The 15,868-nt window shown below is 42.8% G+C and carries 14 protein-coding genes; 4 read left to right on the plus strand and 10 right to left on the minus strand.

Annotated elements, in window-relative coordinates:
* Nucleotides 1–6 precede the first annotated feature (6 nt).
* A complete protein-coding gene (locus ACZ47N_RS06285) occupies nucleotides 7–939 on the plus strand; it encodes an ABC transporter ATP-binding protein (RefSeq protein ID WP_464888281.1) in 933 nt (310 codons plus the stop codon).
* Complete coding sequence (locus ACZ47N_RS06290; protein WP_464888282.1) at nucleotides 932–1,702, plus strand: ABC transporter ATP-binding protein; 771 nt, start codon at nucleotides 932–934, stop codon at nucleotides 1,700–1,702. The genes ACZ47N_RS06285 and ACZ47N_RS06290 overlap by 8 nt, the downstream gene beginning before the upstream one ends.
* A 17-nt stretch (nucleotides 1,703–1,719) precedes the next feature.
* On the opposite strand, the gene ACZ47N_RS06295 is transcribed toward ACZ47N_RS06290, so the two are convergent.
* Entirely contained in the window at nucleotides 1,720–3,126 is a 1,407-nt protein-coding gene (locus ACZ47N_RS06295) for a hypothetical protein (RefSeq protein WP_464888283.1), read from the minus strand.
* Nucleotides 3,127–3,141: 15 nt separating this feature from the next.
* On the minus strand, nucleotides 3,142–3,906 hold the full coding sequence (locus ACZ47N_RS06300; RefSeq protein ID WP_093315140.1) for a nitroreductase family protein: 765 nt from the start codon (nucleotides 3,904–3,906) through the stop codon (nucleotides 3,142–3,144).
* A 923-nt stretch (nucleotides 3,907–4,829) separates the two neighbouring features.
* Between ACZ47N_RS06300 and ACZ47N_RS06305 the strand changes: the two genes are divergently transcribed.
* Nucleotides 4,830–7,037 carry a stalk domain-containing protein gene (locus ACZ47N_RS06305; RefSeq protein ID WP_464888284.1) on the plus strand — a complete coding sequence of 736 codons (2,208 nt, stop codon included), beginning with the start codon at nucleotides 4,830–4,832 and terminating at the stop codon, nucleotides 7,035–7,037.
* A 213-nt stretch (nucleotides 7,038–7,250) separates the two neighbouring features.
* Here the strand turns inward: ACZ47N_RS06305 and ACZ47N_RS06310 are convergent, their stop codons facing one another.
* Nucleotides 7,251–8,567, minus strand: coding sequence for a methyl-accepting chemotaxis protein (locus ACZ47N_RS06310; RefSeq protein WP_464888285.1), 1,317 nt, complete (start codon nucleotides 8,565–8,567; stop codon nucleotides 7,251–7,253).
* Between the two features lie 471 nt (nucleotides 8,568–9,038).
* Here ACZ47N_RS06310 and ACZ47N_RS06315 point away from each other — a divergent pair, with 471 nt between their 5' ends.
* Complete coding sequence (locus tag ACZ47N_RS06315) at nucleotides 9,039–9,413, plus strand: hypothetical protein (RefSeq protein ID WP_464888286.1); 375 nt, start codon at nucleotides 9,039–9,041, stop codon at nucleotides 9,411–9,413.
* 301 nt (nucleotides 9,414–9,714) lie between these two features.
* Here the strand turns inward: ACZ47N_RS06315 and ACZ47N_RS06320 are convergent, their stop codons facing one another.
* The 7 genes from ACZ47N_RS06320 to thiW all read right to left on the minus strand — a co-directional run bounded on the left by ACZ47N_RS06320 (nucleotide 9,715) and on the right by thiW (nucleotide 15,812).
* On the minus strand, nucleotides 9,715–10,716 hold the full coding sequence (locus ACZ47N_RS06320; RefSeq protein WP_464888287.1) for a virulence RhuM family protein: 1,002 nt from the start codon (nucleotides 10,714–10,716) through the stop codon (nucleotides 9,715–9,717).
* An 8-nt stretch (nucleotides 10,717–10,724) separates the two neighbouring features.
* Nucleotides 10,725–11,306, minus strand: a complete 582-nt coding sequence (locus tag ACZ47N_RS06325) for a hypothetical protein (protein WP_464888288.1) — start codon at nucleotides 11,304–11,306, stop codon at nucleotides 10,725–10,727.
* Between the two features lie 324 nt (nucleotides 11,307–11,630).
* On the minus strand, nucleotides 11,631–13,040 hold the full coding sequence (locus ACZ47N_RS06330) for a sodium:solute symporter family transporter (protein ID WP_464888289.1): 1,410 nt from the start codon (nucleotides 13,038–13,040) through the stop codon (nucleotides 11,631–11,633).
* On the minus strand, nucleotides 13,037–13,684 hold the full coding sequence (thiE, locus tag ACZ47N_RS06335; protein ID WP_464888290.1) for a thiamine phosphate synthase: 648 nt from the start codon (nucleotides 13,682–13,684) through the stop codon (nucleotides 13,037–13,039). The genes ACZ47N_RS06330 and thiE overlap by 4 nt, the downstream gene beginning before the upstream one ends.
* Nucleotides 13,677–14,501, minus strand: coding sequence for a hydroxyethylthiazole kinase (gene thiM / locus ACZ47N_RS06340; RefSeq protein WP_464888291.1), 825 nt, complete (start codon nucleotides 14,499–14,501; stop codon nucleotides 13,677–13,679). Before thiM ends, thiE begins: the two co-directional genes overlap by 8 nt.
* Nucleotides 14,488–15,309: a bifunctional hydroxymethylpyrimidine kinase/phosphomethylpyrimidine kinase gene (gene thiD, locus ACZ47N_RS06345; protein WP_464888292.1), complete on the minus strand. Its 822-nt coding sequence runs from the start codon at nucleotides 15,307–15,309 to the stop codon at nucleotides 14,488–14,490. Before thiD ends, thiM begins: the two co-directional genes overlap by 14 nt.
* Nucleotides 15,306–15,812, minus strand: coding sequence for an energy coupling factor transporter S component ThiW (gene thiW, locus ACZ47N_RS06350; RefSeq protein ID WP_464888293.1), 507 nt, complete (start codon nucleotides 15,810–15,812; stop codon nucleotides 15,306–15,308). The genes thiD and thiW overlap by 4 nt, the downstream gene beginning before the upstream one ends.
* Nucleotides 15,813–15,868 lie beyond the last annotated feature (56 nt).

Genomic DNA, 15,868 nt, shown 5'->3' on the forward strand with positions numbered 1-15,868 from the left:
GATCTGATGAATAACCGTATTGACGTAAACCATCTACAGGTGGCATTTCAAACAAAAGAAGGGCTGGTAAAAGCCGTTAACCATTTATCCATGTCTTTCGAAAAAGGCAGCGTCACCGCAATGATAGGTGAAACAGGCAGCGGAAAATCCGTGCTGGGACTTTCCCTTCTTCAACTACTGCCTGAGAATAGCCTGGTTTCCGGCGAAGCTTTCTATGAAAACCAAAACCTTCTTATGATGAAAGCTTCTGAAATTCGAAAAATACGAGGACAAAAAATAGCTCTTATTCCTCAAAATCCTGATACCTCCCTGAACCCACTTCTCAAGATCAAAAGACAGCTTCGGGAAGTAGTAGCTGGGAAGCATCGCCAAAATCTTAAAGCTGGTATCCTTGAAGAACTAAAACGATATCATTTCACAGATCCGGAAAGAGTGGCAGATGCTTACCCTTTTCAGCTAAGCGGTGGAATGAAGCAACGAATTTTAGCCGCCGCCGCAACCATCCGACAACCAGAATTTATCATTGCCGATGAGCCTACCAAAGGCTTAGATGTACTGCTTCGCCATGAGGTATATCATATTTTCCAGCAAATGAAGCAAGATACCCATATCGGCTTTTTACTGATTACCCATGACCTGATTTTTGCCAATCATATTGCCGACCATCTGCTGGTTTTATATGCCGGCGAAATCGTGGAATCCGGACAGACACAGGATCTTTTTTCCCAACCCTTTCATCCTTATACAAAAGGATTTATTGAAGCCCAACCTTATAAAACATTGACACCCATTCCCGGCATGCCACCCAGTTTAATCCATTTACCGACAGGATGTGCTTTTCACCCTCGATGTCCACACAAAAAGCCTCTGTGCCAACAGGAAAAACCACCGTTATTTTCTGTAAACCACCGGAAAGTGAGATGCTTCTTATATGCTTAAATTAACAAACGTTACAAAGACCTATGGTCGCAGCTGGCCTTTTTCTCAAAAAATCACACCGGTCCAAGAAGTCTCTTTTTCCCTTCATGCCAAAAAAACCACCGGATTGGTCGGTAAAAGCGGTTGCGGAAAGTCCACCTTAGCCAGATGCATTGCCGGTCTTCAACCCATTGACAGCGGCCATATTGTATACCAAGACGTATCCCTTAACCAACTCAGTTTTAGAGAGTGGCTCCCCTACAGAAGAAAAATCCAGATGGTTTTTCAGCATCCGGATACAGCCTTAAACCCTAAGAAAAAAATTCTTGAAAGCCTAAAAGAACCTTTTCGCCTCCATCGAATCCTCCCGGAAAGAGAAGCTGTCCAAAAGATTCGGGAAAGCCTGGCCTTCTTTGGTCTGACAGAAGACATTTTATCCCGATATCCACATCAGGTCAGCGGTGGGCAAATACAGCGGGTGGCACTCCTAAGAGCCTTATCTTTACAACCTGAGTTACTGATTCTTGATGAACCCACGTCCATGCTGGATGTTTCTGTACAGGCGCAGATGATTCAGTTATTGCAAAAAATACAACGGGAGTTTTCCCTTTCCATGCTGTTTATCACTCATGATATTCATCTGATAAACGCTATCAGTGATCATCTTTTAATCATGAAAGAGGGTCGTATCCTTGAACAAGGATCCACAAAAACTATTTTTTCAAACCCAGTCCATTCCGAAACCAAAAAAATAGCCGAATCTTTAAAGATAGGGCTATTTTAAAGGTTCTAAAGAGTCCATTACTGAAATAACTTATCCAGACTCATATGCTTTTCCAGTTCCGAAAACCACAACCGCTTATAGGTATCATTTTCCTGTTCTTCTTCCTGCCATTTTAAGTGAAGTCCGGATCCACCTATGACAAACTGATCAATATCTTCGGGTGCTGTGTCCACAATATCGGATAAGGCTACGGTTACTCCCTCTTGTTCCAACATGTTTTTCAGGTTTTCTCTTTCTAATCCCTCCAAATCAATGGTGACAAATTCTTCCTTAAATTGATATGCACCCTCTTCCGTTGTATAGGTTGCAGAGATGGAAAAACTTAAGAAATGATCATTCATAAAGTAAAAAGAATTAGCCATAATGGCTTCTTCTGGCAGATCCATAGAACTTGCGATCTCATTAATCAAGTGATTGACGGCTTTTTCCTTTTCTTGATCCTGAGGAAAATGAAGATACCTAAGATCCCCAAGGGATTCTCCTCCCTCTATAGGTTCTTTCACGATTTGAGCCGATCCGTTTACCCCAAAGATATGAACATTTTCGATGATCTCATATAATGTCATGCTGTCCGTAGCTTCTGCTTCTTCCAGGGATTGTACCAACTTGGCAAATCCGCTATCCGGATACGCTGATGCATTATTGACCAATAGCTGATATAGCTCGTTGTCTTGATGAATAAAGGTTTCCATATAACTGCCTTCCGGCCCAACAAATAAGGCGGCTATCTGACGATTATAAAGCTGCTTTAACTGCCAGGTTAGGAAGGAAACTTCTTTGGATTGAATCATTTTTTCTGTTTCGATCATATCTTGGATGATTTCTTCGTAGTTTGTATCTTGTCTGCCATATCGATGATTTTGCATTTTATCCTTTAGTATAATCCAACGGGAAAACCTTTGGGTTACAGCCTCTTCGTACTGTTTCAGGGCTTCCCAGTCGGTTTCTACCGCTGGAGTATCTCCGTATCGAACCACCGTCAAGTAGGCATCCACCAATTCCTGATAATCCCTCTTAACCTCTTCCTCTTCAATGTCTACTATCTTTTCTGGTGTTAACTTTCCTCCCATGGTTTGATTTAAGGCTTCCATATAGGCCTGGGAATAAATTTTTTGATGAAAGCGATTCTTCAAGCCAGCCTGATGCAGTACCAGTTTTTCGATCATCATTTCCATTTCCTGTGCCGATGCTTCGGCACCATGTTCTCTGATAAAAAGGCCTATAGCCGCTGCACTGTTTTCTTGCTGCTCCAGCACCTGTTCCCATTTCTCCATCAAATCCGGGCTGAAGCCTCCTGGTGCTTCTTCGCTTATTACTGTCTCCTGCTCTGTAGAAACTGGTTCTGTTGGTTCTGTTGGTTCTGTTGGTTGGCATCCAGTGGTAAAAAGAAGGATGGTGATTCCTATCCATAAACGTTTTTTCATGATATTCCTCCAGCTTTATTTATTTTTCTTGAAACTTGCTGAATACGTATATTCGTAGTTGGGAAGCGTTGGTTCTTTTTCAGCCCTTTCACGAAAGAGATGTACTTCGTATCCTTCTGCCAGGCCTGCAAGCCACAAGTGGCATAGTCCTATGCCCATGTCGATTCGATTAATCTCTTCGTAGAACATGGCTTTCAGTTTTCCTTTTTTGACACAAAAGGCGTGCAAGTTATTTTCTTCTTCCACCAAAAACCAGGGCTGACTATTTGTGGCGGAAGGTGCTAGTCGTAGAGCTTCCACCACAGAGCTAAAATGATTTCCCCGATAGATCTCTTCTCGTTTTTTACGTTTGAATTCGGTTGTTGATTGACGATGAACTGGTTCAGCCGTCGGCCCGATGGCCAGTGCAATCACATAGTTCATTCCATCTTTTCCTACTGCTTTTTCCGTCGGTTTTCCTAAGCCCAGCCAGCAAGAGCCAATGCCCATAGCCGATAACATCAAATCCACTTGTTGCAACAGAAAACCAGCATTTTCCAAGTTGTTTGGTTTTTCTTCAGAGTAAATCAGCACATAATGTGGTGCTTTTATGGCCAGCAGGCCTTTCATCGAATCTGCATCCATGATCTTAATCTCTGTTTTAATATCACTTTCCAGTGGTGTCAGCCCTTCCATAGCTTCTAAAATGGATTGAATCCTTTCTTCTTTCAGTCCTTCCTGGATAAACTTTCTACTGGATTTTCGCTTAAAAATCCATGAATAATAGGTTTCCTGCATCATATGGTTCCCTCCTTCTTTTCTTCTCTTATTCTTCTCTTATTCTTCTCTTATTCTTCTCTTATTCTTCTCTTATTCTTCTCTTTTTTCTTAAGCATCCTGTTTATCAGAATCTGATGACTACCACCTCTAAGAATCCTGTTTATGATCATTATACCTTATAGGAATTTATTCGTGAAAGGAAAGTTTTTATTCAGGAGCTCAGTGGAGAGGGATCAGCTCATCCTTCGGGTGTTAGAAGAACCGTACCTCCCAATAAATACATGATTTGGCCGTTGATTCCTTTTACCCGGTCACGGTTTATTCCTGCACGACTTTTCTGTCCCTCTCTTTTTAGCAAAATGATCCCCTCTTGTTCATCCTGTATCCTTGTTCTGTGCTAATAGGTCAAAATACTTATATGTACTGAATGCTTAGCAGTTCGTCGTCCTATTTATGATATACTGAAACAATCATGTGACGGTACAACGTTAAAACCCTTAGTTCCAAAAATAACGATCTCAAGATAAAAGTGGAGAGATGGGTATTGTATCTCCTAAAAAAAGCATCACACCATGATTTTACATGTAGACACTCGAATTAGTATTACAAATACGCATTCCCAGTATTTAAGCCAATCTGCTCCTTTACCCATTGGCAAAATAAATCATAGTCACTATGTGTTTTCAAAATCAGGAGATAGTTGAACAATTAAAAAGTTGTTGCTTAAAGGGGGTATCTTATCTATTAAAACCAAGAAAACACTACTTACATTATTCGTAAATGACTAAAGATTAACACGTTTAATTGTTGAGGTGAAGTTTAGGTAATAGTAACAATACGACACTTTAAGAGAAAGAACCATAACCATCTACTGCAGCAGATACCTAAAGGTAGTTGGCGGGACACTCCACGGTGGGCATTGTACAACAAAGGAGGAATATATAATGAAACAGCAAAAACAAATCGCCTGGATCATGATGCTGGCCCTGATCATGAGTCTTATCACCCCCATGGCAGTACTAGCCATTGGGCAATCTCCTCTTCCACCGGTTCCACCGGGTCCATCTCTTCCACCCGGACCCAATGATGGTTTTAACATATTTTCCGGCGCCATAACCATCAGGCCGGGGACTGGACCACATACGGGAATGATAGCCGTGGAACAAGGTACCGTGACTAGCCATGTGTATGAAGCGGACACCATCCACATCATCGGCTCTGGAAACAATCAAATTGTGGCAGATGACGTAATAGCCAATATCACCCTGGGAGATGTCAATATCCATAGGTACGGAAACCAATCTGCCTTCGAATTAAAAAACAACGCCACGGTAAATCTCGCCCTGGAAGGAAACAACACGTTGCATGGGGGAGTGAGAAGTGCTGGTGTACAGGTGCCGACGGGTAGTACCCTTACCATTGGCGGTACCGGCTCCCTCACTGTCGCTGGTAGTGACGGTACTATTCTGACTAATGGTGGTGCTGGCATTGACGGCTCAGGTACCATCCACCTGACTGGTGGTAATATAACTGTCACCGGAGGAAATGCATCAAGTGGAGCTATGAATGCTGGTGCTGGTATTCAAGGAGGTACCATCCACCTGACAGGTGGTAATGTAACTGTCACCGGAGGAAGTGCATCAAGTGGAGCTATAAGTGCTGGTGCTGGTATTCAGGGAGATGCCATTCACCTAACAGGTGGTAATGTAACTGTCACCGGAGGAAGTGCATCAAGTGGATCTATGAATGCTGGTGCTGGTATTCAAGGAGATGCCATCCACCTGACAGGTGGCATTCTGACTGCCAACGCGGGGAGTGGCAATAGTGGTGCCGTGGGCATTGGTAATATGAGCTTGTTTGGCAACAGCACCATTATCGTTGATGGCCACCCCACAGTGGTGGCTACTGGTCAGGGTGTGGAGGCCCATGTGGGTAATCTGGTTGATGCGACAGGCACCACCACCATCAAAGACAACAGTGGCAATGATCTTACCTACCTGCGCATGGCAGTGGTAGATGGCCCCTCTCCCCTGACCAATACCGCCATCAGTTTCAATGACAATACACATACCACCAATAACGAAGGCCTCGTTGGCTTCTTTGTTCCCCGAAGGGATGACACAGCCCATCGACTTACTGTGAATCACCCAGAGACGTTCCTGTGGTTCACTCCGGGAGACGTACAAAACAAAAGTCTCATCGTGGACATGGCCGCAGAAGCGGAACTGATAGCCCTTAAGATTATTTCAACCAATACGAATCCAACACCTGTTGCGCTAACTCCTACATTTGAGAAGCATCTTTACAGTTACAATGCTCAGGTGGCAAACAGCTTGGAACACATTCATCTCAAACCTGAAGCGCCGACAGGCTCCGTCATCACCATTAATGGAGCATCAGGACCCATCCAAAGTCCTTATGAAAACATTCCTCTTGATGTGGGGAAGAATGATTTCATGATAGCTGTCACGACGGAAACAGCAGATCCAGCAGTGACTTATGGGGTGGAATACCACTTCACCATCACTCGCCAAGCTGCTCCTGAGGATAATGGCGGCGATCCAGATAACGGCGATTCAAATAATAGTTCCGGCGGTTCTGGAGGTTCGGGAGGATCGGGCGGTTCGTCAGATGGTAGAGGCGGTTCTGGCAATTCTACCCCCGCCAACAATGAAACGCCCCCCACATCTGGCACTGACAGCCCGACAGCCAGTGAAGCCCAAGAAGGCACCGACAGCTCCAAGGGCTCCCTTTCACCCGTAAGCATTCTCCTTACCATTGGTCAGCTGGAAAGCCAAGTCGACGGCACCCGAACACCTGTAGAGGCCGCCCCTTACATCGACCCGGTCAGTCATCGCACTATGATGCCCCTGCGATTCATCAGTGAAGCCCTGGGAGCCGCCGTCACCTGGCAGCCAGAAAACCAGCAGGTGATCATCACCAGCGAGGATACCGAAATCATCTTCACCATCGGCTCAACAGAAGCCCTGGTGAACGGCATTCCCTTAACCCTGGAAACCCCACCAGTGATTCGACCCCCCGGTCGCACTTTCGTACCCCTGCGGTTCATCAGCGAAGCCCTGGAGGTAGCTGTCTCATGGAATCCGGAAACCCAGGAAATCACCCTCACACGTGAATCGCAAAAGGAGTGAATGAACCAGCACCTGCTGTCTTTTCATGGAAAAGACACCTCTGCACAATGAAAAACTTGCGCCTATCAAGGTGACAAGCAGAAAAAATACCCGCTAAAAGCGTTTCCATCAAAAGGAAACTGTCTTTGGCGGGTGTTTTCATTTCAACACATATTTTGTCTGCTAAGAAAAGAAGCAAGCATAAACCATACTGGAATAATCCTACTTAATACCCTAGATATCAAACTCTTTAATACTGTTTTGCAATAAAGAGGCTACTTCCATCAGCTCGTCTAGTGATCCAGCAACTTGTTGCATAGTAGCCGATTGCTCTTCTGTAGAGGCGGAAGCCTCTTGTGTTCCTGCTGCATTCTCTTCTGCAATGGCCGAAAGGTTTTCCATCACACCAAGGATTTCATCTTTTTGGGTTTCCATCTGATTCCCAGAAAAATTTAAGTCTGTGATCACCTTTCTCATTCTTTGAATGGAGTGATTAATACCAGTGAATTTTTCATTCGTTTGATGAATCCCTTTTGCTTGCGCTTCCATCATTTTATCAACATTTTGTGTCACTTCCACAGCTCCACCAGTTCTTTGAGTTAACTGACAGATGATCGTACCTATCTCTTCCGTAAAACGATTTGACTGCTCTGCCAACTTTCGGATTTCTTCTGCAACCACGGCAAACCCCCGCCCGGCTTCACCAGCCCGAGCCGATTCAATGGCTGCATTTAATGCCAGTAAATTGGTTTGTTCTGCGATACTTTTAATCATGGTACTCGCTGACTGAATCTGACGGGCACTTTCATTGGTTTCGTTAATTACTTGTGCCACTTCATGAGAGGCAGTACGATTAGCTTCAGTTTTCTCCACCACCTGTGCTAATATTTTCAGGCCTTCCTCCTTAAGGGATTCTACATCGGTGGCCGCTTGATTAAGACTTTTCATTGCCTGCTGATTTTGACTGATCATTTCTGCCAGCTGCATCATATGCCGTACGCCTTCTTCAGTGTTCTTAGCCTGATCATTCGCACCTCTGGCAATCTCTTCAATTGTTTTAGCAATGTCTTCCGTTGCTTTTGCAGAGGACTTACTCATTTCTTTTAGATTTCCTGCCGTTTCATAGGTTTGATCAGAAGCTACCTGGATGCTAACAACAGTTCCATGCATTTTTTTCTGAAAGGCATTAACATAGCCTGTCATGACCCCAATTTCATCCTGTGCTTTAATAGGGACAGCAGTTTTAAGATCCAAGATGGATAAATTAGCAGAAACATCTTTTATCGGTTTTAGGATCACTCGATTGAGCTGAATCATGATGATCGTTGTGACAAGCAAAAGGTTAATAACAGTTGTGAGATAGGCAGAAAAATTACCCGTAACCAAACCAAACCTTTGAACAATCTGGTCGATGGGAATTGCTATCGCTGGTGAAATCAACAATGCCAATACCACACTTAAGATCATTTTCACTTTAATACTAGTGACATTTCGGACGCCTTCACTAACCCTACCCGACATACTTTGACTCATACTAGACTGATTTTGCACAAAAACTCCTCTTTTCTTTTCAAAATAATAGGTATAGCCAGCTATTCCGTTTTGAAATCAATGGTTATTTCGACCTATTTTAAATTCCGTAATAATAGTACCCCCTTTTTATTTCGTCCAAACCTACTATTTTCTGTTTTTCAAATTTTTTTCAAAGCTCAGTAGAACGAGAGGCAACTCGTCCTACGGTCTTCAACTATGCTTTATCCCTTGATTTCTTTTACCCAGACAGGTATACTCCTGGACGGCTTTGCTTTCCTTCTCTTTTTGGCAAAATGATCACTTCTTGTTCCTCTCGGCATGAATCAATGGGTACATAAACACAAAAGAATCCTCCCTTGGGTATTGCTTCCCTTAGATATTGCTTCCCTTGGATGTTGGGCGCAATTCGAAAAATATTTCATTATCAATAGGTCTTTATGTTTATTTATTCTTCGTTTCAGTATATACTTATTTCTAAGGAGGGATGATATGAATCAGAAATATTTTTGCGAAATATGCCGAAGACCTTTTTTAGGAAATGAAAAAGATTCACTATGCAACCAATGCGAAGAAAAGCTGTTAGAGGATATCCTAGGATTCTTAGAAAAGCACCCAGAGGCAGAGTATGAAGAAGTCCTAGAAGAAATGGATGCCACCAAACAGGAGCTAGATAAATGGATCCAAAAAGGAAGACTTGATTTGGTTTCACCGGCCTTAGAAAAGAAAAAGGAAAAGACACTGACTTTTCAACAGGAAATTCAAGAAATGCAAACCAAATCAGCACCAGAAGATAAAAAGGAAAAGGGAACCACGGAAAAAAAATCAGTTGCGTTTCATCATCAACGTCACAAATTTAAAAAATAGCTATTCGGACGCAGCCTAGGACAAGGGTAGGACAAGGGTAGGACAAGGGTAGGACAAGGGTAGGACAAGGGTAGGACAAGGGGACGTTTCTCGCGTCCCGTTTTAATCAGACAAGTTCACCGTATTCATCTATTATCAAAAAGGCTAGGGAAGAAACGATGCTTCATCACTGGACTATACAAGCCTACGCAAACCCATATGACCGAAACAACAATTGGTGTTACAAAACTAATCAGCAACTGTCCTTTAAGAAAGGTACGCCAATTGTATGAATGCCCATCTTCACATCACCTTTAATCCCTTACTTCTTTTGTGTCCATTCATGCTCTTTCAAATACACATCAAAATCATCTTTTTCAGGTGCACTTAATCGCTTTTTATTAAACTTCTCATATTCATTTTCAGCAAGTTCCTTAGCCACTTCATGTGAAATAGAACCTGCACCATTAAGAATGTCTCGCTCATTAAATTTTAGGAAGGCATTAAGCTTTTCTTCCCAATCTTTCATATGCATTGGATTACGCCTTTCTGCCTGATCTTCAGCATAATCAAGATACATTGTTACAATACGATTGAGGGACTTTATTTCTTTTTCCGTCAAATAATTCTTGGCAACAGTTATATCCACTTTACGTACCTTCTCACCCTTCCAAGTGGTAAGACCCATATTGTCTTTTGAGGCATCTGCTCTTTGTTCGATGAGTTCTGCTGCTGTATTACCATGAATAGCAAAATGAAGCTTGTTTTGTACCGTTGCAAAGAACTTTTTAGCTTCTTCTGATTTTCCATCATAATCTATAGATAAGGCATAGATATCCGTGATTTTCTTATAAAATCTTTTTTCTGACGCTCTAATATCACGAATACGTTCTAAAAGCTCATCAAAGTAATCATCACCGATGTTACGCATATCTTTAAGACGTTCATCATCCATGGTAAAACCTTTGACTAAATACTCATTTAGTCTTTCCGTTGCCCATCGTCTGAATTGGGTGCCTCGACTAGATCGTACGCGGTAGCCAACGGCAATAATCATTTCAAGATTATAATGGCGTGAATTTCTCTGAACCTTTCTATTTCCTTCGTTTTGAACTTGTAAGTAATTCTTACAAGTTGAATTTTCCTCTAATTCGCCTTCTTCATAAATGTTTTTTATATGAAGTGTTATATTTTGAGGCGTTGTTTGATAAAGTTCTGCAATCGCTTTTTGTGTCATCCATACTGTTTCATTTTCAAGTCTTACATCAATTTTGGTTTTTCCGTCTTCCAATTGGTAAATAAGAATATCTGTTTTATTCTCCACATTATCCCTCACTTTTGCTTTGTATATTTCCTTTGTTCAGAAACCCATGCTAAATTATGTTTTCCTTCAATTGAATTATGATCAAATGGATCTTTGTTATGTCTTTTTCGTTCGTCTAAAAACCTAATAATGCACTCCATTGCTAATTTCTCTAAAAAAGTATATGGTATCGCAAAATGCCAATGTATATTTCCTTCACAACCAATAGAAATAAAACATGGCAGATTTTCATTTTGCCTAGATGAAATCTTAGTCCAACTAGAAAAATGCCCCTCATGTGATAACTTATTTCTCATTTTATATATTTGATTCACATAACGATGTTTTTTTGTCTTTATTTTATCAAAATTAGTACCATCAATATCTAAAATCTTTTTAATGCTAACGGATGTATAAATATAGCCATCTTCTAGCACCGATAAATCAATTTCTTCGCATCCATCCCATTTAAAATCATAACATAATGTCACTGGGTTAATTTCTTCTAACCAATTGTAACTACTATTATGTTCCAAAATAAAATCACAAAATACATCTTCAGATTTATCTGTAGGATAATGTGCCCACTCCTGCGCGAAACGTTCAATCAATTAAAATAAAACCAAAAATTTAAACTCATACTCATCCATTTTATCAATGGATTCAAACTTCTTTTTAACATAATCTTTTACCTCTATGTGCCTATTATTTAAATACTCATTTTGTTTTTTCCCACACAATTGATTATCCAAATCAAATCTAACCCCTTGTTATCTAATAGGATCAATAAAATATTCTTCTAAAATGATAAAACATTTATGCTTTTAATTTTACTACAGTGGTTGCAATTTAACCACTTAAACTCCGTTTCAGGACAAGGGTAGGACAAGGGGACGTTTCTCGCGTCCCGTTTTAATCAGACAAGTTCACCTTATTCATCTATTATCAAAAAGGCTAGGGAAGAAACGCTGCTTCATCACTGGACTGTACAAGCCTACGCAAACCAACAAAACCGAAACAACAATTGGTGTTACAAAACTAATCAGCAACTGTCCTTTAAGAAAGAAAGGCACGCCAGATGCCATTCCCAGAATCGAAGCAATTAAGGCTGTTTTTTCCGTCAATTTTGGCTGAAACAGACCATAAAACAGCGGGAAAACCAATCCGGCACAGAGTAGATCGGCTAACAGAAATAGATACAACACACTGAAACCTTTGGAAGCAATCCAGGCACCTGGAAGGATAATGATCAGACCAATCCATTTGACCCAGCGCAGGTTTCCTTGTTTTGCTCCTACTCCATTGGAACTGTAAAGGTCGATGGAAAAACTGGTCACCAAAGCATTCAAAAGCGTATCTACCGTACTCATAACCAGCACCAGCGCCAGAATAAAGACAAATACGATTAATGCGGTTGGAAAAGTAGTGTATATCATTGAAAACATGGCCACAGAAGGATGCTCCGAGTATCCAAGGCCGCTGGATGCAATGCCAAGAAATCCGGTAAAAAGCATAATGGGAACGGCTAACACCGAGGAAATAATCAGGGCTTTTCGCAGACTGCTATCATCTTTCCCTGCATACACCCGTTGCCAATAACCTTGATGAAATAAATTCGCCACCAAAACTGCAATCATGAGGGTCAGACCAAATTCGATGCCTCCCGGATTTCCAAAATCCATCAGATGAGGGGTCATTTCCTGTGTGCGTTTCATGATTTCTACCGGCGATCCCACATACTGAACAATGCCGAAACCCGTTACTCCCAAAAGCAGAATCACTAAACCCATCTGAATGGTATCCGTAAACATAGATGCTCTTAAGCCACCATAGGATGTATAGATCAGGGCACTGATGCCCACCATCAGGGCTGTAAAAAGCATTGGGATTCCAGCAATTTCACGGGCTACCAAGGCGATGGCCGTCAATTCTGCAATTAAGTGCACAAACATATAAAAAAGCGATATGCTTACCGTCAAAAAAAACATTTTTTTCCCATATCTCTTTTTTACATAATCGTTCAGGGTGCTCCCTTCAGGGAGAAAGGTTCTGACCCTGGGACCCAGCAGGATAAAGGCAAGGTATAAACTTCCCAAACCCAGGGCATAAAACACCACGGCACTGATGCCTCCAATGGATCCAGCTTCCGGTGGTGTAAAGAGGATGAATACCCCTAAAAAAGATGCCATAAAAGTAGTAGATAAAAACCCGACTCCCGCAGAATTTCGAGCCGTGAAAAAATCATCATTGCTTCTGATTAGCCCCTTGCTATAGGCTATGCCAAGGCTGGTGAACAAAACAACCGTTAAAACCAATAAAATACTCACAAGTCCTGATGAGATCATCTTTGTTTCCTCCTTGTTTCCCCTATGATTTGGTTGAGCGTTTCCGCTGCTTTTTGGGGAGATGCTGTTTTTAAAACCGCTGATACCACTGCCACACCATCCACGCCTTGCTCCATGACAGAGGGGAGGTTCTCTTTGTTGATCCCTCCAATGGCAACCACTGGAAGTCCCACAGTTTTTTTAATGATTTTGAGTTTTTCAAGGGTTACCGGACGAGTATTGGTTTTGGTGCCGGTTGGGTACAAGGCTCCAACCCCGACATAATCTGCTCCTTCTCTTTCTGCACCAACAGCCTCTTCCAGCGTTGCAGCCGAAACACCAATGAGCATCTTAGGGCCAGTTATCTTTCTAGCTGCTGAAACCGGCAAATCCTGTTGCCCTAAATGCACCCCCTCGGCACCAATAGCGAGGGCAATATCAAGCCGATCGTTAATGATAAGTGGTACCTCATACTCTTGGGTCAACCGATGCACCTCAACCCCACGCTGATAAAAGTCCTTGGCAGAAAGATTTTTTTCCCGAAGCTGAACCAGGCTCACTCCGCCCTTCAAGGTTTCTTCCAGCGTTTTTAAAAAGTCACGCCTTTCTAAGATGCCTTCATCTGTCACTAAATAAAGCTGGTAGTTAAACCCCTGCTTATCCATAGTGAACCTCCTCTTTGATGCGGATTCGTTTCTCCAAAATATCGGCGGAGATCCTGCCCAGATGATCCATCAGCTTCACCCGATAGCTTCCCATCCCTTCTCCTGCAGCCAGATCTTCAAAGGCCAGTTGGCCAGCAACCGCCATGGTGGAAATCCCCATAATTCCTGCTTCCACTGGAGACCTTTGGGCTCCCAAATACAGCCCAATGATGGCCGTGGTCATGCATCCGCTTCCGGTGATTTTTGTAAGAAGGGGGTGACCGTTGGAGAGTTGGTAAACTGATTTTCCATCGGACACCACATCCATGACGCCGGTGATTCCTACGGAAACCTTGTATTCCTTGGCCATGGCCATGGCCAGTTTACTGAGATCCAGATTCTCATTGTCAGCAGCATCCACCCCTCTGGTTTTTCCATTCCCTTCCACCAGGCACTTTATCTCTGAAGCATTGCCCCGAACAAAGCCAAAAGAAATCGTCTCCAAGAGCTCTTTTGCGGTTTTGGTACGCAATGAAGTGGCGCCGGCTCCCACCGGATCCAAGATCACCGGGATCCCTTTTTCATTGGCTTTGCTTCCTGCCAACCTCATAGAGTCAAGGCTTCTTTGATTTAAGGTGCCCAGATTAATCACCAAGGCCGAGGCCATAGACACCATTTCTTCCACTTCTTCTGGATCATCCGCCATAACAGGGCTTCCACCAAGAGCCAGCGTACAGTTTGCACAATCATTTGCCGTCACATAGTTGGTGATATGATGAACTAGGGGAGTGGTTTCTTCCAGTTGTTGAAATGTCTTTTGAAAATCAATTTTTTTCATCAATCCGTCTCCTCCCCTCTTGGTCATAGTATTCGTGAAAGTGATGCACTGGTCCCGGTCCATGGCCAATGGAAAATGATTCTTCGATGGCTTTACTGATGTATGCCTTGGACATCCTTACGGCTTCCAGCATTGAAATTCCTTTTCCCAAATTGGCTGCAAGGGAAGCAGACAAGGTGCAACCGGTTCCGTGGGTGTTTTTTGTTGTGATGCGATGATGTGGATGTTCATGCCAGTGTTCCCCGTCATAAAGGAGATCCGTTGAATCGCCTCCCATTAGATGACCACCTTTCATCAGCACATATTGTGCTCCCATCTGATGAATGGCTTTCCCTGCAATTTTCATCTCTTCAGGAGTTGTGATGGTTTTTCCAAGGATGACTTCTGCTTCTGGTATATTAGGCGTTACAACAGTTGCCAACGGAATTAGCTGTTTGATCAATGCTTGTTGAGCATCCTTTTCCAAGAGATGGTAGCCACTTTTTGAAACCATCACCGGATCCAACACCAGGGGTATCTCAGGATGCTTTCTTAAAAAACGATGGATGCTTCCAATGGTTTCTGTATTGGAGACCATGCCTATTTTGATCCCATGCACTTGAATATCGTCGAAAAGAACCTCCAACTGTTTTTCAATTATTTCCGGCTGTATATCTTGGACACCAAAAACGCCGCGGGTGCTTTGAGCTGTCACCGCTGTAATAACGCTCATCCCAAAGGTTCCATGGGCACTAAAGGTTTTTAGATCTGCCTGTATACCCGCTCCCCCGGAACTATCAGACCCTGCTATGGTTAGTAGATTTTTCATGACAAGGAACCTCCTTCTAGTAATTGCCTCGTTGCTTTGCTTTTATAAAGTACGCTGAGCACCATTAATCCAATAATGGCACCACTAAAGGAACTGATGCCAAAGGGCACCACAAAGAAAAGTACTGCACCTTCAAAACCCATTAAATATTTGGCCAAGGGAAAGGCTCCCAGTGCCCCCAGGAAGGAAGTGCCCAAAACTTCTCCTGCCATGGAAAAATGCATCTTACCTGTTTTGCTGAAGAAAAAACCTGCCATCCATGCTCCAAAAATGCTTCCTGGAAAAGCCAGCAAAGATCCGGTTCCCAGGATATTTCGAATAAGAGAAATCATAAAAGCAACCAGAACAGCCATGGGTGTTCCAAGGGTCACCGCCGCCACTACATTAATAGCGTGTTGCATGGGAAATGCTTTTGCAACGCCCACCGGGATAGAAACCATATGGGCCGTCACCACTCCCAGGGCCATTAAAAGTGAGGCCATGGTTAGTTTTCGAACATTCATTTCTTTTCCTCCTTTCATCCATCCTAAATTTTTTTCATTTATCCTACGTTCTAAAT

This window comes from Tindallia texcoconensis, assembly GCF_055383815.1.